At 65.9% G+C, this 21600-nt stretch carries 20 protein-coding genes; 10 read left to right on the forward strand and 10 right to left on the reverse strand.

Annotated elements, in window-relative coordinates:
- Window positions 1-145 precede the first annotated feature (145 nt).
- Window positions 146-2770 carry a type IV pilus biogenesis protein PilM gene (locus tag D2T30_RS10490; protein ID WP_128208831.1) on the forward strand — a complete coding sequence of 875 codons (2625 nt, stop codon included), beginning with the start codon at window positions 146-148 and terminating at the stop codon, window positions 2768-2770.
- Window positions 2771-2912: 142 nt separating this feature from the next.
- Window positions 2913-4805, forward strand: coding sequence for a monovalent cation:proton antiporter-2 (CPA2) family protein (locus tag D2T30_RS10495; protein ID WP_128208832.1), 1893 nt, complete (start codon window positions 2913-2915; stop codon window positions 4803-4805).
- A 211-nt stretch (window positions 4806-5016) separates the two neighbouring features.
- Here D2T30_RS10495 and D2T30_RS10500 read toward each other — a convergent pair whose 3' ends face one another.
- The 5 genes from D2T30_RS10500 to D2T30_RS10520 all read right to left on the reverse strand — a co-directional run bounded on the left by D2T30_RS10500 (window position 5017) and on the right by D2T30_RS10520 (window position 9947).
- Window positions 5017-5526 (reverse strand): CarD family transcriptional regulator, encoded by a 510-nt coding sequence (locus D2T30_RS10500; protein ID WP_128182405.1) that lies wholly within the window; start codon window positions 5524-5526, stop codon window positions 5017-5019.
- Window positions 5527-5834: 308 nt separating this feature from the next.
- The gene (gene fdxA / locus D2T30_RS10505) at window positions 5835-6173 is read right to left on the reverse strand and encodes a ferredoxin FdxA (RefSeq protein ID WP_128208833.1); all 339 of its coding nucleotides are present in this window, start codon (window positions 6171-6173) and stop codon (window positions 5835-5837) included.
- A gap of 111 nt (window positions 6174-6284) precedes the next feature.
- Window positions 6285-6587: an RNA-binding S4 domain-containing protein gene (locus D2T30_RS10510; RefSeq protein ID WP_128208834.1), complete on the reverse strand. Its 303-nt coding sequence runs from the start codon at window positions 6585-6587 to the stop codon at window positions 6285-6287.
- 6 nt (window positions 6588-6593) lie between these two features.
- Window positions 6594-9422 (reverse strand): helicase-related protein, encoded by a 2829-nt coding sequence (locus D2T30_RS10515; RefSeq protein ID WP_128208835.1) that lies wholly within the window; start codon window positions 9420-9422, stop codon window positions 6594-6596.
- A 24-nt stretch (window positions 9423-9446) separates the two neighbouring features.
- Window positions 9447-9947, reverse strand: a complete 501-nt coding sequence (locus tag D2T30_RS10520; protein ID WP_206612912.1) for a tetratricopeptide repeat protein — start codon at window positions 9945-9947, stop codon at window positions 9447-9449.
- A gap of 159 nt (window positions 9948-10106) precedes the next feature.
- On the opposite strand from D2T30_RS10520, the gene D2T30_RS10525 reads away from it, so the two are divergent.
- Entirely contained in the window at window positions 10107-10394 is a 288-nt protein-coding gene (locus D2T30_RS10525) for an SCP2 sterol-binding domain-containing protein (protein WP_128208899.1), read from the forward strand.
- Window positions 10391-11335 carry an alpha/beta fold hydrolase gene (locus tag D2T30_RS10530; RefSeq protein ID WP_241651239.1) on the forward strand — a complete coding sequence of 315 codons (945 nt, stop codon included), beginning with the start codon at window positions 10391-10393 and terminating at the stop codon, window positions 11333-11335. The genes D2T30_RS10525 and D2T30_RS10530 overlap by 4 nt, the downstream gene beginning before the upstream one ends.
- Here D2T30_RS10530 and D2T30_RS10535 read toward each other — a convergent pair.
- From D2T30_RS10535 to D2T30_RS10550, 4 genes are read right to left on the reverse strand one after another with little or no spacing between them, the layout of a single operon-like run.
- Window positions 11332-12057: a peptidase gene (locus D2T30_RS10535; RefSeq protein ID WP_128182420.1), complete on the reverse strand. Its 726-nt coding sequence runs from the start codon at window positions 12055-12057 to the stop codon at window positions 11332-11334. The genes D2T30_RS10530 and D2T30_RS10535 overlap by 4 nt on opposite strands.
- 49 nt (window positions 12058-12106) lie before the next feature.
- Window positions 12107-12919, reverse strand: a complete 813-nt coding sequence (locus D2T30_RS10540; protein ID WP_128182422.1) for a transglutaminase family protein — start codon at window positions 12917-12919, stop codon at window positions 12107-12109.
- Window positions 12916-13869 carry an alpha-E domain-containing protein gene (locus D2T30_RS10545; protein WP_128182424.1) on the reverse strand — a complete coding sequence of 318 codons (954 nt, stop codon included), beginning with the start codon at window positions 13867-13869 and terminating at the stop codon, window positions 12916-12918. The genes D2T30_RS10540 and D2T30_RS10545 overlap by 4 nt, the downstream gene beginning before the upstream one ends.
- Before the next feature lie 4 nt (window positions 13870-13873).
- Window positions 13874-15286, reverse strand: coding sequence for a circularly permuted type 2 ATP-grasp protein (locus tag D2T30_RS10550; RefSeq protein WP_128208837.1), 1413 nt, complete (start codon window positions 15284-15286; stop codon window positions 13874-13876).
- 347 nt (window positions 15287-15633) lie between these two features.
- Here D2T30_RS10550 and D2T30_RS10555 point away from each other — a divergent pair, with 347 nt between their 5' ends.
- Window positions 15634-17472 (forward strand): M3 family oligoendopeptidase, encoded by a 1839-nt coding sequence (locus tag D2T30_RS10555; protein WP_128208838.1) that lies wholly within the window; start codon window positions 15634-15636, stop codon window positions 17470-17472.
- A 327-nt stretch (window positions 17473-17799) separates the two neighbouring features.
- Here D2T30_RS10555 and D2T30_RS10560 read toward each other — a convergent pair whose 3' ends face one another.
- Entirely contained in the window at window positions 17800-18111 is a 312-nt protein-coding gene (locus D2T30_RS10560; protein ID WP_128208839.1) for an ETC complex I subunit, read from the reverse strand.
- Between the two features lie 283 nt (window positions 18112-18394).
- Here D2T30_RS10560 and D2T30_RS10565 point away from each other — a divergent pair, with 283 nt between their 5' ends.
- The 5 genes from D2T30_RS10565 to D2T30_RS10585 all read left to right on the forward strand — a co-directional run bounded on the left by D2T30_RS10565 (window position 18395) and on the right by D2T30_RS10585 (window position 21598).
- The gene (locus tag D2T30_RS10565; protein WP_128208840.1) at window positions 18395-18745 is read left to right on the forward strand and encodes a hypothetical protein; all 351 of its coding nucleotides are present in this window, start codon (window positions 18395-18397) and stop codon (window positions 18743-18745) included.
- The gene (locus D2T30_RS10570) at window positions 18742-19032 is read left to right on the forward strand and encodes a head-tail connector protein (protein ID WP_128208841.1); all 291 of its coding nucleotides are present in this window, start codon (window positions 18742-18744) and stop codon (window positions 19030-19032) included. Before D2T30_RS10565 ends, D2T30_RS10570 begins: the two co-directional genes overlap by 4 nt.
- The gene (locus tag D2T30_RS10575) at window positions 19029-19265 is read left to right on the forward strand and encodes a hypothetical protein (protein ID WP_128208842.1); all 237 of its coding nucleotides are present in this window, start codon (window positions 19029-19031) and stop codon (window positions 19263-19265) included. Before D2T30_RS10570 ends, D2T30_RS10575 begins: the two co-directional genes overlap by 4 nt.
- A gap of 354 nt (window positions 19266-19619) precedes the next feature.
- Window positions 19620-21269, forward strand: a complete 1650-nt coding sequence (locus D2T30_RS10580) for a terminase large subunit domain-containing protein (RefSeq protein ID WP_128208843.1) — start codon at window positions 19620-19622, stop codon at window positions 21267-21269.
- Complete coding sequence (locus D2T30_RS10585; RefSeq protein ID WP_128208844.1) at window positions 21260-21598, forward strand: HNH endonuclease; 339 nt, start codon at window positions 21260-21262, stop codon at window positions 21596-21598. Before D2T30_RS10580 ends, D2T30_RS10585 begins: the two co-directional genes overlap by 10 nt.
- The last annotated feature ends 2 nt before the right edge of the window (window positions 21599-21600 follow it).

Genomic DNA, 21600 nt, shown 5'->3' on the forward strand with positions numbered 1-21600 from the left:
CCCGTTTCCCAGAGTTTGTGGTCAAATTTGGCCGGATCGGCCGTATCGGGGGACGAGGCGGCTTTTCAGCAAGGCAAAACTGGATTACCAAGGAAAAAACATCTGCGGTCCGGACAACGGGCTGCCCTGACCGATCGAGCCCCTGATGACGCCAGAATTCGCGCTCAATCTTTCGCATGACGGGATTGGCCTGCTCTATCGCAGCGCCGGGGAATGGGCGCTTCTGGGGCAGGTGTCCCTTGAGGCTCCGGATTTTTCCGAAGAGATGATGGACCTGCACGCCCGCGCGGCGAAAAAGGCCGAATTCGGCGTGCCGGTCAGCAAGATCATCATCCCCGCCTCGCAGATCCTTTACACGACGGTGCCGGTTTCCGCGACGGATGAGGCGGAACGGCTGGCCCAGATCGCCGCCGCGCTGGACGGGCTGACGCCCTATGCGGTCGAGGATGTCGTCTTCGACTGGTGCGCGGCCGAGGATCCGGGACAGGTGCGGGTCGCCGTGGTCGCCAAGGAAACCCTGCGCGAGGCGGAATCCTTTGCCGAGGACTGGGGCTTCAACCCCGCCTCTTTCGTCGCCGTGCCGGAGCCCGGCGCCTTCGACGGGGAACCGTGGTTCGGGCAGTCCGAAACGGTGACCGCCCAGCTGGGCGCCGAAGAGGGGGTGGAACGCGACGGCGTGCCGGTGCCGCTGGCCGCCGCCTATGCGGCTTTCGCCGCCGCGATGCCCGAGACCGCGGAGCCGGAAGCGACCGCCGCCAATCTGTTCGAGGCCGCGATCGCCAGCGCGGATATGCCGGAGGAAGCCCCCGCCGAGGCGACATCGAAAGACGATGCGCTGCGCAATCTCTTCGCGCTCGGAGAGGACGACTGGTCGGATCTTGACGAGGCGGACCAGCCCCTGCCGGATCCCGAACGCATCGCACAATGGCGCGCCGGCAAGCCGGGGATTGCCGTTGCCCCATACGTCGAACCCGAGGTCCCGGCGGAACCCGAAACTGCGGAACCGCCGGTGCCTGTCGCGGCGGAAATCGCCGCCCCGGAACCCGTTGTCGAGGAAATGCCCGTCGCCGCCGAAGCGGCACCGGAACCCGTTGTCGAGGAAACACCCGTCGCCGCCGAGGCCGTGCCGGAAGAGGCCAAGGAACCCGCGCAGACCGTGGACGCGCTTGCCCGCGTGACCGAATATCTTGCCTCCCATAAAGAGGAGTCGAAGCCGGAAGCCGAGGTCGAGGCCGAAGCGGTCGTCGTCGAGGAGCTTGCCGAAGAAGAATCCGCCCTCGATGAAATCGTCGCGGCGGAAGAGGCCCTCGTCGAAGAGGAAGCCGCCGTGCCCGAAGAGGCCGCAGCAGAAGACGACATGGCGGCCGAGGATCTTGCGCCCCCCCTGCTGGCCGCGGCTGCGGGCGGCGGGGCGCGCGCCGCGCTGTCGCACCGTGCGACCGCGCGATCCGCGGGCAAGGCGCCGCGCCTTGGCGGGGTCAGCCGCGATGCGCTGCCGGCGGGCGGATCCTCGCACAGGCCGGAGATCGTCATGCCGGCCAGCACCGCTCAGGGCGATGGCCGGTTCGCGCTGGCAGGCCCCGGCAAACGGCCCGGACGTGGTTCCCGCCCCGCCAAGACCGAGCCGAGGATCACCGCGCAACCGCGTCCGCCGGTCCAGTTGCAGACCGCCGCCCCGAAGACCCGCACCGCCCCCACACCGGAAGAGGCCAGCGACGCGCCCGTCCGGCGGGGCAAGCCGCGCTATCTGGGCATCATTCTGGTGGCGCTGCTGATCCTGTGCATGACCATCGTCGCCGCGCTGGCCGATACCCGTGCCGCGTTCCGCCCGGAGGCAGGCGCGGAAAGCCTGTCGACCCTCGCCCGGGCCGAAACGGTCACGCCCGAGCCCGTCCGCCTTGCGGCGAATGGCGCGATCCAACCGACCGAGGCGGGCGTCGTCCTGCCGCAGGGGATCACGCTGTTTTCTGGCAAGCCCGGCCGGGTGCCGCCGCCGCGCCCCGCGGCCCTGCTGTCCGTCCCGGCCGCCAGCACGCCGGCTGTCGCCGAAAGTACCCAGGACCGCGTGGCCCCTTCGACGCCGGGGCTGAACCTCAGCCCGCGTCCGGCGCTGCGGCCCGCCGCCATTGCCGGCGCCTCTGCGCCCGGGCCTGCCGCCGCGTCCGCAACCGTCGCACCCGCCGATCTCGCCGGGGCGACGGCGCAGGCGGTTTCGGTATCGCGTCATCCGCCTTCGCGGCCGCGCACGTTCAGGAACTCGATCGATCAGGCGCTGGCCTCGGCCATTGCCGAACCGGCGCCCCAGCCCGTCGTGGCAGCGGCGCCCGCGCCGGCCCCCGCCCCCGCAGCGCCGGCGAAACAGGTGGTCCAGCTGCCGCAGCGCACGCAACAGCAGCCCGCCGCGCAGGCGCAACCGCAGGCCCCGGCACAGACCCGTCAGGCCGCCGTCGCCGTGCGCAAGCCCGACCCGACCGAGGCACTGGACGAACCCGAACCGACCGAGGTGCTGCGCAAGATGCCCACCTCCGCCTCGGTCGCCAAGCAGGCGACGCAGACCAACGCGCTGGCCATGCGGCAGATGAATCTGATCGGGCTCTACGGCGCCTCCAGCAACCGGCGCGCGCTGGTGCGGATGCCGAACGGGCGGATGATCAAGGTCGCGGTCGGCGATCTTCTGGACGGCGGCCGGGTCACGGCGATCGGCGATGGTCAGCTGACCTATCAAAAGGGCGTGCGGCTCTATCAGCTGAAGATGCTGCAAGGCAGCTAGGCTTCAGTCACAGCTTTGGAACCGGACGGGTTTTCCCGGTTTTCGGGCTTGTCGCCGGGGCGAAAACATCTAGGTTCGATCCATTCGCAGATGATCCCCCGCGCGGCCGCTTTCGCGGCCCGTGTTCCGAGTCCCGACAGTCATGACCAGCTTTCTTTTTCAGGCGACCCTGTATCTGTTTGCAATGGTGATCGCCGTGCCGCTGGCGACCCGCGCGGGGCTGGGATCGGTGCTCGGCTATCTTTGCGCGGGGATCGTGATCGGGCCGGTGCTGGGGCTCGCGGGGTCGGATGTCAGCTCGATCCAGCATTTCGCCGAATTCGGCGTGGTGATGATGCTGTTCCTGATCGGGCTGGAACTGGAACCCAAGGCGCTGTGGCAGATGCGCGACAAGCTGGTCGGGCTTGGCGGGCTGCAGGTGGTGCTGACGATGACGGTGGTCTGCGCGATCTGCCTTGCGTTCCATCTGAGCTTTCCGACGGCGCTGGCGCTCGGGATGATCTTCTCGCTGTCCTCGACCGCGATCGTGTTGCAGACGCTGACGGAAAAGCGGCTGTTGCAGACGGCCGGAGGGCGCTCCGCCTTTGCCGTGCTGCTGACGCAGGACATCGCGGTGATCCCGATGCTGGCGATCCTGCCGCTGCTGGCCCTGCCCGGCGCCCGGGCGCTTGCCAAGGCCGAGGCGGGCGACAATGCCGCGACGCATTTCATCGAATCCCTGCCCGGCTGGGGCGTGACGCTGCTGACGCTGGCCGCCGTCGCCTTCATCGTGATGGCGGGGCATTATCTGGTGCGGCCGCTGTTCCGCTTCGTCCACCTCGCCCGCCTGCGCGAGATCAATACCGCGATGGCGCTGCTGGTGGTGGTGGGCATCGCCTCGCTGATGAACCTCGTCGGGCTGTCGCCGGCGCTTGGCACCTTCCTCGCCGGGGTGGTTCTGGCCGACAGCGAATTCCGCCACGAACTGGAATCGGACATCGAGCCGTTCAAGGGCCTGCTGATGGGCCTGTTCTTCATCACCGTCGGCGCAGGGATCAAGTTCTCGGTCATCCTCGCGCAGCCCTTCCAGATCATGGGGCTGGTGATCGCGCTGGTGGCGGTGAAGGCGGCGATCCTCTACGTGCTGGCGATCGTCTTCCGGCTGCGCGGATCGGACCGGGGGCTGTTCACGCTCGGTTTGGCGCAGGCGGGGGAATTCGGCTTCGTGCTGGTCTCCTTCGCCGTCACGCAACGCATCCTGCCCGGCATCATCGCCGAAAAGGTGCTGGTGCTGATCGCCCTGTCGATGCTGATCACGCCGCTGCTGTTCATCCTGCAGGAACAGATTTCCCGCCGGATCCGGTCGGACGAGACGCGCGAGGCCGACCAGATCGACGAACAGCAGCCGATCATCATCGCCGGCATCGGCCGCTTCGGCCAGGTGGTGAACCGGATGGTCACCATGTCGGGCTTTCCGACGACGGTGCTGGACACGGATCTCAAGACCATCCAGCTCATGCGCACCTTCGGCTTCAAGGGCCATTACGGCGACCCGACGCGGCCCGACCTGCTGGCGGCGGCGGGGCTCGGCAAGGCCAAGGTGCTGGTGGTCAGCCTCGACGACCGGGCCTCGGCCAACCGGCTGGTGGCCTATGCGCGGCAGATGCGGCCGGACCTGCATATCATCGCCCGCGCCAAGGACCGCGAACATGTGTTCGAGCTCTACAAGGCCGGCGCCAACGACATCGTCCGCGAGATGTTCGATTCCAGCCTGCGCGCCGCGCGCTACGTTCTGGAAAATGTCGGGCTGAGCGAATTCGAGGCGGCCGAGCTGGAACGGCTGTATTTCAAGTTCGACCGCGCCTCGCTGCGCGATCTGGCGCAATACTGGAAGCCCGGCGTGGCGCTGGCCGACAATCCGGACTACATCCGCCGCGCGCGCGAACTGAACACCGAGCTCGAAGCGGCGATGATGGCGCGCTTTTCCCGCCGCGCGGATCTGGAGCCTTCGACGTCAGAGCCCGCGCCGGAAAAGCCCGCCCCGACCGCACCCTGAAAATGCCCAAAGCGCCAGAACGCGCTTCCTCCCATTCGTGTTTCCATAAATATCCCGGGGGTGAAGCGCGGCACGCGCGAGGGGGCTGGCCCCCTCTCTTTCCATCGGCCAGCACTCCGTTTCCGCTTGTGAAACGCGCCCGCAACGAACCACGCCATAAAAAAACAGGCCCCACCGGGGCCTGTTCACATCTATCATCCAGATCTGCCGATCAGGCGGCTCGGCCCAGAAGCACGTCGTCCACCTTCTTCGCGGCGCCGGCTTCGTCGGTGCCCGACACGGCGGCGACTTCGCGGGTCAGCCGTTCCAGCGCGGCTTCATACAGCTGCCGTTCGGAATAGCTCTGCTCGCGCTGGTCATCGGCGCGGTGCAGGTCGCGCACCACCTCGGCGATGGACAGCAGGTCACCGGAATTGATCTTCTGTTCATATTCCTGCGCGCGGCGCGACCACATCGCCCGCTTCACCTTGGCCTTGCCCTTCAGCGTTTCCAGCGCCTTGAGCACCACATCCGGGGTCGACAGCCCGCGCATCCCGATGTCGAGCGCCTTGGCCGTCGGGACCCGCAGGGTCATCTTGTCCTTCTCGAAGGAGATCACGAACAGTTCCATCCGAAGTCCGGCGATCTCCTGCTCCTCGATCGACATGATCTTGCCGACGCCATGGGCGGGGTAGACAACGAAATCGTCCGGACGAAACTCGGTCTTCTTGGTCTTGGTCATTCAGTCGCTTCCTTGCAGCCGGTCCAGCGGCCCCCGTTCAGCGCAGAAAACACCCCCGTCGCCGAAGCGACGCGATGTTTTCTCAATCGTCACCGAAACAACCGATGGACAGATGTCCCATCAGGGGAGGGGTCGAATTCTTATGTGACAAGTATATAGCACAAAAATGCGCTATCTCAAAGCGCCGCCATGTCCCACGATGTGGTGAACAGCCGGATTCCCGCTAAAAAGCGGCCTTTCCGGTCGTTTCGGCAAGGGAAACGCCGCCCTGCCCCGCATCGCCGTGTTAGCGCCGCAACCGGGTAGAATCAGTCTCCCGACCCCGGGTTGGGGGAGAAGTATTTTTCCAGCTTGCCGGTTTCGCCGTCATGCTGTTCGTGATCCGGCAGCGGATCCTTCTTTTGCGTGATGACCGGCCAGAGTTCCGCATATTTGCGGTTGAATTCAACCCATTCCTCGGCCCCCGGCTCGGTGTCCGGGCGGATCGCATCGGCCGGGCATTCCGGTTCGCAGACGCCGCAGTCGATGCATTCGTCGGGATGGATCACCAGGGTATTCTCGCCCTCGTAGAAGCAGTCGACCGGGCATACCTCGACGCAGTCGGTGTATTTGCAGGCGATGCAGTTATCGGTGACAACATAGGTCATGGAAAACCCCGGATCATTCTTTCTTTGTTCGCCGGTTACCTAGACCCGGTTGCGGCATCAATCAAGGGGATCGGTGCGGGAAAGACCAGCCGCCGCAAAGCCGCGATCCGGTCAGGACGCCTGTTCGCCCATGCCGCCTTCCGGTGGAACCGCTGCCTCAAGATCAAGGAACAGCTCCGCCGCTTCGCCTGCCGGGCCGCGACGCAGACCGCAGTCGAGAATCCGCAGCAGACGGACGCGCCCGGCGACAGAGACGGTCAGCACATCGCCGGGCCCGACGGCCCGGCCCGGCTTTTCGATCCGCGCGCCATTGACCCGCACCTTGCCGCCCGACACCAGATCGGCGGCAAGGCCGCGCGTCTTGACCAGCCGCGCGTGCCAGAGCCATTTGTCGATGCGGATCCGCGCCTCCATCCCGCCTTATTTCTTGTCGCGCAGGGCGGCCAGAACGGCAAAGGGGCTGTCGGGATCGATCGGCTTTTCCTTCTTCGGCGGGCGGGCCTCGAAATGACGGGCGCCCTTGTCGGCGTCGTCACGGCGCGGCTTGCCGCCGGGTTTGCCGCCGAACTTCCCGCCGGGCTTTCCGTCGCCCCTCGGCTTGCCACCCTGTTTGCCGCCGCCCTTTTCACGGTCACCGCGGAACTCGGGCTTGCCGCCTTCGCGGCGGTTGCCACCCTCGCCGCCGGCATCGCGGCGCGGGCCGCGCTCGGGGCGCGGAGAACGCGGGCGCGGGGCCCAGACGAAGGTGTAGAACACCTCGACCTCGGGCGCGGCTTCCGCGGCCTCGGCCTCCGCCTCGGCGACGGGCGAGGTTTCCTCGGGGATCGGGTTCGCGGCGGCTTCAGTGCCCTCTTCGGGCAGCTTCGGCTCCGGCGTCGGACGGGTCTTTTCGCGTTCTCCGCGTTCGCCCTTGTAGCCAAGCCCTTGCATCAGATCGGCGAATTGTTCCAGCGTCAGCCCGGTGATCGACAGCATGTCGGGATTGGCCTCGAACCCGCCGCGCGTGTCCTGCGTGCGCAGGATGTCGGCCAGCCGTTCCAGCATATCGATGCGGATCGCCCGCGCCCCCGCTGGACGATAGCCCGACAGCGTATAGGCCGAGGCCGGAACCTCGGGGATATGCGGGATCGTCACGAGGCCCGGAGGCGGGCTTTCGGGAAATTCCTGCAACCCGTCCCAGAGCGACGACAGCACCAGCCGCAGCCGCGTCGGCGCTGGTTTCAGCAAGGCCTGCTGGAAGATCGTATACTGGCCGAAGCGCACGCCATGCTTGCGCAGGCTGCCGCGCGCCTCCTGATCCAGTTCCTTGACCTCGCTGGCCACGGTCTCGCGCGGGATGATGCCCAGCCCCTCGACCAGACGGAAGGCGAAACCGCGGGCCAGGCCCGTCAGCGTCTCGTCCCGGCTCATCGCCAGAAGCGGCTCGAACAGCGCGGCGACCTTGCGGTCGATGAAATGCTGCAGACGGCGGCGCACCTTTTCGGCGACATCGGCCCCGGCCTCTTCGTCGACGAAGGGCTCGACCGAGGGTTTCAGCGGCTCCGGGCCCTTGACGAGCTTGCCCACCGCCGTGTCGCCCCACATCAGGCCACCCTGTTCGGTGAAATCCATCTCGGTGTCGGGCGCATTGTAGAACCGGTCCGCCCGCAGGCTGAACTCGGGCTTCAGCGCCTCATAGGCGGCGCGCGCCAGCATCTTCGCCTCGTCTGGCGAGGAAGTCCCGTCCTGCCGGAAGCGGAAGCCGTCCAGACGGCCGGCGAATTCGCCCTCGACCGTCACTTCGCCCTTGTCGTTCACCTCGGCCACGAGGGTCTCCTTCTGCTTGAGCCGGCGCAGAAGCACGGAAGTGCGCCGGTCCACAAATCGTTGGGTCAGCGCGCCGTGCAGCGCATCCGACAGGCGGTCTTCTACCGCGCGCGTCTCGCCGCGCCAATGGGATTCATCATCGACCCAGCCTTTGCGTTGCGCGACGTAGGTCCATGTGCGGATAAACGCCAGCCTGCGCGATAAAGCGTCAATATCCCCTCCGGTGCGGTCGATGCGTTCGATCTGTCCCCGCAGCCAGTCCGACGGCACGCCGTGCCCCGTCAGCAGAAAGCCGAAGATCCGCGCCAGAAGCGTTGCATGTTCGGCCTCGGAAATCGAGCGGAAATCGGGAATCCGGCACACATCCCACAGAAGACGCACATCCGCGGGGTGGCGCAGACGGTCCGCGATCTCGGGCAAGGCGGTCAGCGTCTTCAGCGCGCGCAGGTCATCGGCCTCGCGCCCGCGGGTCAGCCACTGGTTCTGCGGGCTTTCCTCGAGCGAGCGGATCAGCCGTTCCGCGGTGCCGAATTCCAGCCGCGCATTGCGCCATTGCAGGCGATGGAGGGGCGCGAAGCGGTGGTCCTCGACCGCCTCGACCACCTCGGGCGGAAAGGGCGAAGCCTCGCCTGTCACGCCGAAGGTGCCGTCGCGGGTGTAGCGTCCGGCCCGCCCGGCGATCTGGCCGATCTCGTAGGGGAAGAGCGGGCGCATCCGGCGCCCGTCGAATTTCGCCGTGGCGGAAAAGGCCACATGGTCGATGTCGAGGTTCAGCCCCATGCCGATCGCGTCGGTGGCGACAAGGTAATCCACGTCGCCGTTCTGATACATCTCCACCTGCGCGTTGCGGGTGCGGGGGGACAGCGCGCCCATCACCACCGCCGCCCCGCCCTTTTGCCGGCGGAGCAGCTCGGCGATGGCATAGACATTCTCGACCGAGAAGCCGACGATGGCCGAACGCGCGGGCATGCGGCTGATCTTCTTCGATCCGGCCCAGGTGAGCTTCGACATCCGTTCGCGGCGCATGAACTGCACGCCGGGCACCAGCGCCGCGATCGCACCCCGGATCGCATCCGAGCCGAGGAACAGCGTCTCGTGCAGCCCGCGCATGTTCAGCAGTCGGTCGGTGAAGACATGGCCACGCTCCGGATCGGCGCAAAGCTGGATCTCGTCGATGGCGACGAAATCGGCGCCGACCTCGGGCATCGCCTCGGTCGTGGCGACCCAGTAGGCGGCGCGTTCGGGGACGATCCGTTCCTCGCCGGTCACCAGCGCGACGACCGATGGCCCGCGCGCCTTGACGATGCGGTCATAGACCTCGCGCGCAAGCAACCTCAGCGGCAGGCCGATGACCCCCGTGCGATGCGCCAGCATCCGCTCGATCGCGTAATACGTCTTGCCGGTGTTCGTCGGCCCGAGGACCGCGGTGATCCGCCCTGCCATTGTTCCTCATCGCGGGGGGCGCGGTTACAGCGCGACGCCCGACAGTTCCTTTTCCAGCCTGACAATGGCGTCTTTCACATCCTGCTGGTGCGGGTTCAAGGCGAAAGAGGCACGGAAAGCGGCAAGCGCCCGGGGCTTGTCATCCATTTCATCAAGCAGTCCCCCCAACGTCGACAGCGCCCCCCAGTGGCGGGGTTCAAGGCTCAGCACCCGGCGCAGGTCGGCGACGGCCGGGCCGTATTCGCCCGACATGGCATAGGCGGTGGCGCGCGCGTTCCAGCCCTCGGGGAAATCCGGGGCGTGATCGGTCAGCGCGGTCAGATGTTCGACCGCCGCCGCCGGATCCCCGGCATCGAGCGCATCCTCCCCCCGCTTCAGCAACAGATCCATCGGCGCGGACCCGGACCGCGACCACGCCATGCGGATTTCCGATTCGGCCCGCGACCAGCCGGCGTAACCGGGATCGGCCAGTTCACCGAACTGCCGGTCCAACCCTTCGGTTTCCGCATGCAGGGGCTGCGCCATCAGCACTGCCGCGATCACGACCATAAGGATTGAATTGTTATTCCGCGCACCGATGCTCATAAGACGAATGTAATCGAAGCGCCGCAAAAAGCGAGAGCCTTGGCCCCGGCGTTTCGTTCACTTTCAGCGGATGACGGACAGCGGATGACGGGGGAACAGATGAGCACGGTGATCGACAAGGCGGTGGAGGCTTTGGCAAAGCGTCTGCCGGACGGATTTTCCCCGGTCGCGAAATTCGTGATCGAGGGCGAGGGCAGCATCATCGCCGATGCGCAGGGCGTGCGCGCCGGCGACGGCCCGGCCGAGGTGACGCTGAGCGCCGATCTCGACACGTTCCGCGGTCTGTTCGAGGGGCGGGTGAACCCGACGGTGGCCTTCATGCAAGGGCGGCTGAAGGTCGACGGGCCGATGATGCTGGCGATGAAGCTGGGATCGGCGCTGTCGTGACCGAAGCCCCGCTGCGCAACGATCTTGCCCGCGGGCCGGATGGCGGGCGGGCCTTCTGGGTGACGACGGCGGACGGGCTGCGGCTGCGCGTCGGGCACTGGCCGGGGGCGGACAAGGGCGCGGACAAGGGCACGGTCTTCCTGCTGCCCGGCCGGTCGGAATATGTCGAGAAATACGGGCCTGCAGCCATGGAATTCGCGGCGCGCGGCTATGGCCTGATCACGATCGACTGGCGCGGTCAGGGGCTGTCGCCGCGCCTCCATGCCGATCCCGCGCGCGGCCATCTGCTGCGCTTCGGCGATTTCCAGCGGGATCTGGACGCGCTTCTGGCGCAGGGCGCGGCGCTGGACCTGCCGCGCCCTTGGTTCGTGCTGTCGCATTCGATGGGTGGCGCGATCGCGCTGCGCCGTCTGATGGGCGCGCATCCGTTCCGCGCCTGCGCCTTTTCCGCGCCGATGTGGGGGGTGGGCGTGCCGCGCTGGCTGCGGCCCTGGGCGCCGCAGCTTGCGCGCTGGCTGCGCGGCGGGCGCCTGTCCGAGGCCTATGTGCGTGGCACCACGGCGGAAACCTACGTCCTGCACGCCCCGTTCGAGGACAACATGCTGACCACCGACGCGCGGATGTGGGCCTGGCTCGTCGATCAGGCCGGCGCCGAGCCCCGGCTGGCGCTTGGCGGTCCGAGCTATCAATGGGCGGCGGAAAGCATTCTGGAATGTCAGGCGCTGGCCGCCCTGCCCTCGCCCGCGCTGCCCTGCCTGACCGTGATCGGCAGCCATGAGCGAATCATCAACACCCGGCCGGTGCATGAGCGCATGGCCCGCTGGCCCGGCGGCCGCCTGCTGGTGGTCGAGGGCGGCGAGCATGAGGTGATGATGGAAACGCCCGCCCGCCGCAAACGGTTCTATGACGCGGTGGCGGCGCTGTTCGACGCCGCGCGTTAGATCTGGATCTTGGTGAAGCCGTCGCGCAGCGCCTCGGACCACATCTCCGACATGCGCGAGAAATCCGGATCGCCCTTTTCGATGCGGCGCCGTTCCGAAATCTGGCAATCGTCCTTGTGGATGATCACCAGATCGAGCGGCATCCCCACCGACAGGTTCGACCGCAACGTCGAATCCATCGACAGCAGCATCGCCTTGCGTGCCTCGTCCAGCGACATGTCCATCCGCGCCACGCGATCAAGGATCGGCTTGCCGTATTTGTGCTCGCCGATCTGCAGAAACGGCGTGTCTTCCGTCGCTTCGATGAAATTCCCCTCGGGGTAGACGAGGAACATCCGCATCCCGCCGCCGCGCCGCTGCCCGGCGACGATCATCGAGGCCGAGGTCGAAACCTTCGACGCCTCCATCTTCGATTCGATGTCCAGCCGCACCGAGGCCAACGCATTGCCGATGATCTCGGCGACCTTCAGCATCGTCGGCGCCAGCATGATCGACTGATCCGGGGTGGAATCCTTGTCGTCGATCGCCTCGCGCAGGCGCGCGATCGTCGTCTGCGTCACCGACAGCGAGCCGGCCGTCATGATGACGATCACCCTTTCACCCGGCTTCTCGAAGGTGAACATCTTGCGATAGGTCGCAATATTGTCGAGCCCGGCATTGGTGCGGGTATCGCTCAACAGCACCATGCCTTCGTTCAGCAGAAGGCCAACACAATAGGTCATTTACGCTCTTCCCACGGGACAGGCGGCAGGGCTCGCAGATCGGGGCACATTATTGCTGCACGGCGTCGAGGGCAACCGTGACTTCGAGTGCCTCTTCCCCCGCGCCCTGCGCCACGCCCTTGATCGGTGCCGCCTCGCGCGCATCGAGACCGGAGCCGAGCCGGATGTAATTCGCATCCGGGCAGCAGCGATTCGCCGCGTCGAACCCGATCCAGCCGATGCCGGCGACATGAAGCTCCGCCCAGGCGTGCGACGCCTCGTGCGATTCGCCGTCGTCGCGGGCATGGAGATAGCCCGAGACATAGCGCGCCGGCATGCCAAGCGACCGCGCCGCCGCGATCAGCGCATGGGCATGGTCCTGACAGACCCCCTCGCCCAAAGCCAGCGCCTCGGCCGCGGTGGTCTGCGCATCGGTGCGGCCGGGGGTGTAGGCGATCGCCTCGCTGACGGCACGCGACAGCCGGTGGGCGCGGCTCAGCGGATCGGTGACATCGCCCGCCGCCTCGATCGCCAGCGCGGCGATGGAGTCGTCGATCCATGTCGCCGTCGTCTCGCGCAGATAGGCCAGCGGATGCGCCACCTCGCGGTGGCCGCGCAGCACGCCCGCATTGTCGATCGTCTCGACCTGCCCCGAGACGGAAATCGACACCTCGGTCACCGGGCCGCGGATCGACCAGCCCTCGACCTTGTCGCCCGCCCCGTCGCGGAAGGATCCGCCGCGCACGCCGCCCTCGACCGCGACATCCCAGTGGATCGTCCGCTGCCCGTCGAAGCGCGAGGGGAACAGCCGCAGCGACTGCACCGCCGAGCGCATTGGCACTTCGTAACGATAGGTCGTCACATGGCTGACGGTGAAGATCATCGGGATTCTCCGCTCAGATAAGCGTTGTAGACCATGTCCGAAAGTTCCCCGACATCGCGGATGAAGCGGGTGAGGAATTCGTGCAGACCTTCCTCGAAGACCTCTTCGATGTGCAGCTCGGACAATTCGCCCACCAGCGCGCGGGCGCGCATCTGCGCCGGGCCGGATTTGTGATAGGTGTGCGCCAAGTCGTCCAGATGATCCATCGCGGAAATCGTCGCGGAAATCAGCGACCGCGGGTTTTGCTGGTTCAGGATCAGGAAATGGGCGATCTTGCGCGCGGTGATGTCGCCGCCATAGGCCCAGTGAAAGGCCCGCGTGGCGGAAAAGGCGCGCAACAGCGTCTGCCACTGGTAATTGTCGAGCCCCGATCCCACCAGTTCGACCGAGGGCAGCAGCACGAAATACTTCACGTCCAGCAGCCGCGCCGTATTGTCCGCCCGCTCCAGCGCGAAGCCGAGGTTGAGGAAGCAATAGCCGTCGTTGCGCAGCAGTGTCGCCTCAATCGCGCCGCGCAGCATCGCCGCCTGCCGCATCACCCATTCGGTCAGCACCGTCAGCTCCAGCTCCGACCGGGGCCGGCGTTCGAGCTGGCGTATCTCCTGAAACGCGACGTTCAGCGCGTCCCAGACCTGCGCCGTCAGCGCTGTGCGCACGATCCGACCGTTTTCCCGCGCCCTCTCGATGCAGGACACGACCGAAGAGGGGTTGTCGCGGTCGAAGAACAGATAGCTTTCGATGTTGCGCTGCACCGGGTCGCCGTATTTCTCGGCGAAGCCCTCGGCCGTGCCCGATGCCTGCAAAAGGCTTTCCCATTCGCTCCTGTAGCCATGCCCTGCCGAGGGCATCAGCGCGATCCGCGCCCCCACCTCAAGCAGGCGCGCCATGGTTTCCGCGCGTTCGATGTAACGCGCGATCCAGAACAGATTTTCCGCCGTCCGGCTCAGCATGGTCTTACTCCGCCAATACCCAGGTGTCTTTCACGCCCCCGCCCTGCGAGGAGTTCACCACGAGAGAGCCTTCGGTCAGCGCCACGCGGGTCAGCCCGCCCGGCACCAGTTCGATCTTTTCGCCGACAAGGCAATAGGGCCGCAGGTCGACGTGACGCGGCGCGATCCCCTCTTCGACAAAGGTCGGCGTGGTGGACAGCGACAGCGTCGGCTGCGCGATGTAATTGTCGGGATTCTCCTCGATCTTCAGCCGGAACGTCTCGATCTGGTCCTTGGTCGATTTCGGACCGACGAGCATCCCGTAACCGCCCGAGCCGTGAACCTCCTTGACCACCAGTTCCGACAGATGTTCGAGCACATATTTGCAGTCGTCGGCCTTCGAGCATTGCCAGGTCGGCACGTTGTTCAGGATCGGCTCCTCGCCCAGATAGAAGCGCACCATTTCCGGCACGAAGGTATAGATCGCCTTGTCGTCGGCCACCCCCGCCCCCGGCGCGGAACAGATCGTCACCCCGCCCGAGCGGTAGGCATCCATCAGCCCCGGCACGCCAAGCATCGAATCCGGCCGGAAGCACAGCGGATCGAGGAAGGAATCGTCGATCCGGCGGTAGATCACGTCGAGCTTCTTCGGCCCCTCGGTCGTGCGCATCCAGACGAAGCCGCCCTCGACGAACAGATCCGCCCCCTCGACCAGTTCGACCCCCATCAGGTCGGCAAGGAAGCTGTGTTCGTAATAGGCCGAGTTGAAATGGCCGGGCGTCAGGATGCCGATCGTGGGTTCGCGGTCGCATTTCGCCGGCGCGACCGAGGCGAGCGTGCGGCGCAGCGCATCGGCGTAACCGTCCACCGGCTCGATCCGGTTTTCGCGGAACAGGTCGGGGAACATCCGCATCATGATCTCGCGGTTTTCCAGCATGTAGCTGACGCCGGAAGGGGTGCGGCAGTTGTCCTCCAGCACGAAGAATTCATCCGCCCCGGTGCGCACGATATCGATGCCGACGATGTGGCTGTAGATCCCGCGCGGCGGGGTGAAGCCCGCGACGGCGCGTTCATAGGCCTCGTTCTGGTAGACGAGCGTCGCCGGGACCTTGCCCGCCTTGACGATCTCGGCCCGGCCGTAGACATCCAGCAGAAAGGCGTTGAGCGCCCGGGCGCGCTGCTTGATGCCCCGTTCCAGCTTGCGCCATTCGTTCTGGGTGAAGACCCGCGGGAACATGTCGAAAGGGATCAGGCGATCCGGGTCTCCACCCTCGCCATAGACGGCGAAGGTGATGCCGATCCGGCGAAACAATGCCTCGGCCTCCGCCTGCTTCATCTGCCGCAATTCGGCGGGCATCGCCCTGGTCCAGTCCTCAAGCCGTGCATAGGGCTCACGGACCTGACCGTGCTCGTACATCTCGTTGAAATAGGTGCTCATGGCGCGTTGATTCCTCCGGCCTTGAGTGAAGCTTAAGCAGCGGTTTCCGGGGAAGGAAGCACACCGCATCAGTTATTCCCTTTCCCACGGGGGCGTGTGACTATTTTTTACGACATTGCCTATTACGTTAGCACATCCGCGACGGATTTCGACCAAATATTCGCAATACCGGCGATAACCGCCCAATTTTTCCGCAAGACGGCGCCCCTATCCCACCCGGGACACACGGGGATCGGGGGTGGATCCGGCCCCCGGCAAGGCAGGACATGACCCGGGCGGGGGCCTCGGCCCTTGCGCCCGGCCCACCCCCGCGCCTATCTGGAAGGCAACCGGAAAATGAGGACGCCATGACCAGATATTCCCCCCTTCCCCTTGCCGATGCCAACTCCGGATCCGGGGCCGCGCCCGGCGGGGCGGGTGGCTTCGGCGCCCTGCCCGACTGGGATCTGAGCGATCTCTACACCGCGCCCGACGCGCCGGAACTTGCCCGTGACATGGGCTGGCTCGAAACCGAATGCGCGGCCTTCGCGCGGGATTACGAAGGCAAGCTCGCCACCCTCGACGCCGCCGCGATGGCCGAATGCATCCACCGCTACGAGGCGATCGACACCACCGCCGGGCGGATCATGTCCTACGCCGGGCTGCGCTACTACCAGAACACCGTCGATGCCGGGCGGGCGAAATTCATGTCCGACGCGCAGGACAGGATCACCGGCTACACCACGCCGCTGGTGTTCTTCTCGCTCGAATTCAACCGGATCGAGGATGCGACCTATCAGGCGCTCTTCTCGGACCCGGCGCTTGCGCGTTACAAGCCGGTCTTCGACCGGATGCGGGCGATGAAGCCCTATCAGCTGTCGGATGAACTGGAGAAATTCCTGCATGACCAGTCGGTCGTCGGCGCGGCCGCATGGAACCGGCTGTTCGACGAAACCACGGCGGCGCTGGAATTCGACGTGGACGGGGAAAAGCTGAACCTCGAAGCCACCACCACGCTGATGCAGGATCACGACCGCGCGAAACGCGAAACGGCGGCCAAGGCGCTGGCCGGCGTGTTCGACGACAACCTCAAGATCTTTGCCCGGGTCCACAACACCCTCGCCAAGGACAAGGAGATCGAGGACCGCTGGCGCAAGATGCCCACCCCGCAGACCGCGCGCCACCTGTCGAACGATGTCGAGCCCGAAGTGGTCGAGGCGCTGCGCAACGCCGTCGTCGCCGCCTATCCGCGGCTCAGCCACCGCTATTACCGGCTGAAGGCGAAATGGCTCGGCCTCGACAGGCTGCAGATCTGGGACCGCAACGCCCCCCTGCCGACCGAAACCCCGCGCACCATCATGTGGGACGAGGCGAAAGCCACCGTTCTGGGCGCCTATGCGGATTTTTCACCGAAGATGGCGGAAATCGCGCAGCCGTTCTTTGAGCGGGGCTGGATCGACGCCGGGGTGAAGCCCGGCAAGGCGCCCGGCGCCTTTGCCCATCCGACCGTGACCACCGTCCATCCCTATGTGATGCTGAACTATCTGGGCAAACCGCGCGACGTGATGACGCTGGCGCATGAACTCGGCCACGGCGTGCATCAGGTTCTGGCCGCGAAACAGGGGGAACTTCTGGCCTCGACCCCGCTGACGCTCGCCGAAACCGCGAGCGTCTTCGGCGAGATGCTGACCTTCCGCGCCCTTCTGGATCGCGCCAAGACCCCGGCCGAGCGCAAGACCCTGCTCGCCGGCAAGGTCGAGGACATGATCAACACCGTCGTCCGCCAGATCGCCTTCTACGATTTCGAATGCAAGCTGCATGCCGCGCGCGCCGAGGGCGAGCTGACGCCCGAGGATATCAACGCGCTCTGGATGTCGGTGCAGGCCGAAAGTCTGGGCGATGCCTTCGACTTCATGCCGGGGTATGAGACGTTCTGGTGCTATATCCCGCATTTCGTCCATACGCCCTTCTACGTCTATGCCTATGCCTTCGGCGACGGGCTGGTGAATGCGCTCTATGCGACCTATGCGGGCGGCCTGCCGGACTTCCAGTCCAAGTATTTCGCCATGCTGGAGGCGGGCGGCTCGAAACACCACAAGGAGCTGCTGGCGCCCTTCGGGCTGGATGCGTCGGATCCGGCCTTCTGGAATCGCGGGCTGGACATGATCGCGGGCTTCATCGACGAACTCGAGGCGATGGAAGCCTGATCGCCGAGGGGGCCTTCGGGCCCCTTCCGCTGCGGGCCATCCCGCCCGCAAACCGCACCAAGGTCCAGAATCCCGATCGCATGGCATGCGGATAGGGCGCAAGGGGGCGCTGCCCCCTCGGGCCGCTGGCCCTCACCCCCGGGATATTTAAGGAAAGATGAATGGAAGACAATCCGGTCGGGTGACTTTGAAAAAGCAAGGCCGACCGATTGGGGAATGCCGTTTCTTCGGATCCATGGTTGCGCAATTCCGGGCGTCAGTAACTGACCTGAAGTCAGCCCAAAGTATTCCCTGAGGCAGCGCGACGCCTCACCCGGATTGCAGAACCTAGTGGGTCCAGTTCCCCCAGCGGTCCGAGGCGAAATTCTCGCCATAGCCGCGCGGGCGGATGTTGGCCCCGCGCTTGTGCGGCTCGATCACCGTATAGTCGATGTTGTTCTCCTGCGCATAGGCTTCGGCGGCCTCGCGGCTGTCGAACCGTAGCCGGACCTGAGCCTGCGTATCGTCCGAGCTGGTCCAGCCCATCAACGGGTCCAGTTCCCGCGCATCCGCGGGCGGGAAATCCAGATACCAGGCCTTCGTCTTGGCCTGCCCCGACTGCATGGCGGTGCGGGCCGGCTGATAGATGCGCGCGCGCATGGGGCGTCCTTTCGATGAGAACCTCCGACATCCGATTTACTAGCCGATCCGCATCCGAATGCAAGCGCGGCGCGAAGCCGGCGGGCACAACCTGCCCCGCCGGCCCGCCCTGTCAGTTCGGCCCGTCAGTTCGGATTGTCCATCCAAAACAAAAACTGGCGAAAACATTGGCATAAGTCACAAAAAGTATCGCGACAAAAAGGGAACGGCGGGTGAACATGATACCGCCATCCGAAAGCAGAAAAACGCTCTTTCCAGCTTCATGAAACCCGAGCACAAGCGCATGTCGCGCATGCTCGGCTATACGCTGACGCTTGGCACCCCCGATGCCTGGTCCGATTTCCGTTTCGTCGCGGTAGCCCGGATGACCAAAGCCGAGCGGGCGATGCTGGCCTGTTCGGCGCTCACCTCGCTCGATGCTGACACCGCGGCGATGACCGCCGCCGCCGCCATTGGCGCGACCGGCAGCCCCTTGCCCGCGTTCCTCGGCGGCATGGACGACGCCCGGTCGTGGGCGTCTTGGGCCTCGCGCAATGAGCTGAAGGCCTATGCGCTGGCCGCGTTCGAGGCGATGACGCCCAAGGATCAGGCGGCGTTCTTCCATCACATCAGCAATATCGAGGTGGCCGCATGAACGTTTCCGCCCTTCTTCCTGCTGCGAAGTTCCATGCGCGCATCGACTTCGCCGATGATGACGCCGACCTGCTGCTGATGCTGGCGGCGGCGGCTGGCGATGTCGCCCACGCGGCGGAATATACGCTACCCGAGGATGCGGGCGATCTGCCCGATGACCTCAAGCTGGCGATCCTCGATCAGGCGGCGATGCTGTTCGATGCCCGCGGCGGCAGCACTGAGCGACCCGTGGGCCTGTCCCTCGCCGCGTCCCGTATCGTCGCGCGATATCGCGGGGTGGCGATATGACCTCGCTGGAACTGGACGAAATGCTGACCCTGCGCTGGCCCGGTGTGGTGCGCCGGGTGATGGGCGACCTCGACGCGAATGACTTCGTGAGGGGCTTCGTGCGCTCGATCGCGAAGCACGGCAAGCGCCCGGACTGGCAACCGACCGCCAAGCAAGAGGCGATCATGCGTCGCCTGCTGACCGAATACAGCGGCCCGCAGGATCCCGAGTTCAATCCGATCGAGGGGGACTGAGGAAAGAAGAAAGCCCACCGTTGGCGCGGTGGGCCGATGTGCGCGGGACGGTTCAGACGGTGGCCGCTCACATTGAAGGAAGCATACCACGGGGTGGGGTCAGATGCAAAGGGCAGTCCGAAAGACCGAAGCCCGACCCCCCGCACAGCGTTCGAGTGCGGAAAGTAGCGGTCAATTCTCTGGCGAAGGACGCGCGCACAGAGAGGCCCTAAGCGGCGGCCCGGCTCCGGCCAGCAAGATCGCGGTGGGCATAGGGACAGCCACGGCCAAGCGCTGTGGGCTGTCGTCCTATGCCCATCACAACAACCCTCACCATCCAGCAGGACGGTGGAATTTAGAGAGGAAGGCAAAACGATGATCGACCACGCCGCAGCCGCGGGCGACCTGTTCGGGGAAACTGGTCCCAATGCCCCCAAAGCTGCGGGACAGAGGACCGGGGGCGGGAGTGTTCCTTTCTCTCTCCTGAAAAAAATCCGGGGAAAATCGCAGGCGATCCGCGCAATCCAGTTTTTGGGCCTTTTGTGCGTTCCCGAGGGGAAAAAGGCCGGAAAACCGCTGAAACTGGCCGATTTCCAGCGAAAATTCGTGAAAGGCGCTCTCGCGAAGAAAGTCATGGTCGGGGTGCTGTCGATCGGGCGCGGCAATGCGAAAACCGCACTCTCGGCAGGTCTGGCGCTGGCTGAACTGGTGGGGGCGCTTGAAGAACAGCCGCAACCCAAGCGGGAAATCATCCTCGCAGCCCGAAACCGCGATCAGGCCCGCACCGCATTCAACTTCCTTCTCGGCTACATCCAAGGACTGCCCGATGCGGATCAGGGCCAGTTCATCGTCCGGCGCGGCTCCAAGCTGGAAGTGGAATTCGCTGGCAACGGCGGTGGTCTGGCGCGGGTGATCGCGGCTGATGGCAAATCCATTCTCGGCGGCGCTCCGACGCTGGCGATCATGGACGAACGGGCGGCATGGGAACGCGAGAAGGGCGACAACCTCGAAAACGCGATCCTCTCCGGCCTCGGCAAGCGTGACGGGCGGGCGCTGATCATCTCGACCTCGGCCCCGGACGATGCCAACACCTTCTCCCGCTGGCTCGATGATCCGCCGCCTAGCACCTATGTTCAGGAGCATCGCCCGGCGTTCGGCCTGCCCGCCGATGATCTGGACAGCCTACTCATTGCCAATCCCGGCGCGACCGAGGGAATCGGCGCGACCCCGGAGTGGCTGGTGTCGCAGGCGCAGCGCGCAATCGCCCGTGGCGGCTCGGCCCTGTCCAGCTTCCGCAACCTGAACCGCAACGAGCGGGTTTCGACCGAGGATCGTTCGGTGCTGGTCACGGTTGACGAATGGATGAGCGCCGAAGTCTCGCCCGACGATCTGCCCGAGCGCGAAGGCCCCTGCATCCTCGGCGTGGACCTCGGCGGCTCTCGCAGCATGTCGGCGGCGGCGTTCTACTGGCCGGAAACCGGGCGGCTGGAAGCCCTCGGCACTTTCCCGGCAACCCCTTCCCTCGCGGATCGCGGCGCGTCCGATGGCGTGTCCGACCGATATTGCCAGATGCAGGAACGCGGCGAGCTGTCGGTTCTGGGCGAGGCGACCGTGCCGCCCGGCCCGTGGCTGGCGCAGATCGTCCAGCACCTGGACGGCATCACCCCGGATTGCATCGTCGGTGACCGCTTTCGCCATGCCGAATTCACCGAGGCGATGCAGGCGGCGGGGCTGGCCCGTGTCCCGTTCATCTGGCGCGGCTTCGGCTGGAAAGACGGCAGCGAGGACATTGAACGCTTCCGCCGCGGCCTGTTCGACGGCGAGGTGAAGGTGGCCCCGTCCATGCTTCTGCGCTTCGCCTTCTCGGACGCGATCACGCTGGTTGATCCGGCAGGCAACCACAAGCTGGCGAAGGCGCGCAGCCTCGGGCGGATCGACGCGGCGGCGGCAACTGTGCTGGCGGTGGCGCAGGGCGCCCGGATGAAAGCGGCCCCGGCCCGGAAAGCGAGGGCGCTATGGCTGTGAGCCGGAAGGAACACGCGCGCCATTCCAAGCATGTCACCTCGACCCGGCGCTGGCAGGTGCTGCGGCAACAGATCCTCGAACGTGACGGCTGGAAATGCCGGTGCTGCGGCGATCGGCGGCGGCTGGAAATCGACCACATCAAATCCGTGCGGACGCACCCGGAATTGTCCTTCGACCCGCGCAATCTGCAAGCCCTCTGCGGTGCCTGCCACACGCGCAAGACCCGGATCGAGTGCGGCCACAAAGAGAAATCCCCCGAGCGCAAAGCTTGGGCCGATGCCGTTGCCGATCTGGCAGCGGAAACTGCAACCCGAGCTGAAAAGGAATGACC

The organism is Paenirhodobacter populi (genome assembly GCF_004022215.1).
Classification (GTDB): Bacteria; Pseudomonadota; Alphaproteobacteria; order Rhodobacterales; family Rhodobacteraceae; genus Rhodobacter; species Rhodobacter populi.

Coding starts and splice junctions, on each gene's coding strand:
- D2T30_RS10495 (WP_128208832.1), top strand. CDS start 2,913: ATGACCAGCTTTCTTTTTCAGGCGACCCTGTATCTGTTTGCAATGGTG.
- D2T30_RS10540 (WP_128182422.1), bottom strand. CDS start 12,919: ATGATCTTCACCGTCAGCCATGTGACGACCTATCGTTACGAAGTGCCA.
- D2T30_RS10570 (WP_128208841.1), top strand. CDS start 18,742: ATGAACGTTTCCGCCCTTCTTCCTGCTGCGAAGTTCCATGCGCGCATC.
- D2T30_RS10515 (WP_128208835.1), bottom strand. CDS start 9,422: ATGGCAGGGCGGATCACCGCGGTCCTCGGGCCGACGAACACCGGCAAG.
- D2T30_RS10545 (WP_128182424.1), bottom strand. CDS start 13,869: ATGCTGAGCCGGACGGCGGAAAATCTGTTCTGGATCGCGCGTTACATC.
- D2T30_RS10555 (WP_128208838.1), top strand. CDS start 15,634: ATGACCAGATATTCCCCCCTTCCCCTTGCCGATGCCAACTCCGGATCC.
- D2T30_RS10520 (WP_206612912.1), bottom strand. CDS start 9,947: ATGGCGCAGCCCCTGCATGCGGAAACCGAAGGGTTGGACCGGCAGTTC.
- D2T30_RS10490 (WP_128208831.1), top strand. CDS start 146: ATGACGCCAGAATTCGCGCTCAATCTTTCGCATGACGGGATTGGCCTG.
- D2T30_RS10510 (WP_128208834.1), bottom strand. CDS start 6,587: ATGGAGGCGCGGATCCGCATCGACAAATGGCTCTGGCACGCGCGGCTG.
- D2T30_RS10560 (WP_128208839.1), bottom strand. CDS start 18,111: ATGCGCGCGCGCATCTATCAGCCGGCCCGCACCGCCATGCAGTCGGGG.
- D2T30_RS10580 (WP_128208843.1), top strand. CDS start 19,620: ATGATCGACCACGCCGCAGCCGCGGGCGACCTGTTCGGGGAAACTGGT.
- fdxA (WP_128208833.1), bottom strand. CDS start 6,173: ATGACCTATGTTGTCACCGATAACTGCATCGCCTGCAAATACACCGAC.
- D2T30_RS10500 (WP_128182405.1), bottom strand. CDS start 5,526: ATGACCAAGACCAAGAAGACCGAGTTTCGTCCGGACGATTTCGTTGTC.
- D2T30_RS10565 (WP_128208840.1), top strand. CDS start 18,395: ATGTCGCGCATGCTCGGCTATACGCTGACGCTTGGCACCCCCGATGCC.
- D2T30_RS10535 (WP_128182420.1), bottom strand. CDS start 12,057: ATGACCTATTGTGTTGGCCTTCTGCTGAACGAAGGCATGGTGCTGTTG.
- D2T30_RS10585 (WP_128208844.1), top strand. CDS start 21,260: ATGGCTGTGAGCCGGAAGGAACACGCGCGCCATTCCAAGCATGTCACC.
- D2T30_RS10550 (WP_128208837.1), bottom strand. CDS start 15,286: ATGAGCACCTATTTCAACGAGATGTACGAGCACGGTCAGGTCCGTGAG.
- D2T30_RS10575 (WP_128208842.1), top strand. CDS start 19,029: ATGACCTCGCTGGAACTGGACGAAATGCTGACCCTGCGCTGGCCCGGT.
- D2T30_RS10525 (WP_128208899.1), top strand. CDS start 10,107: ATGAGCACGGTGATCGACAAGGCGGTGGAGGCTTTGGCAAAGCGTCTG.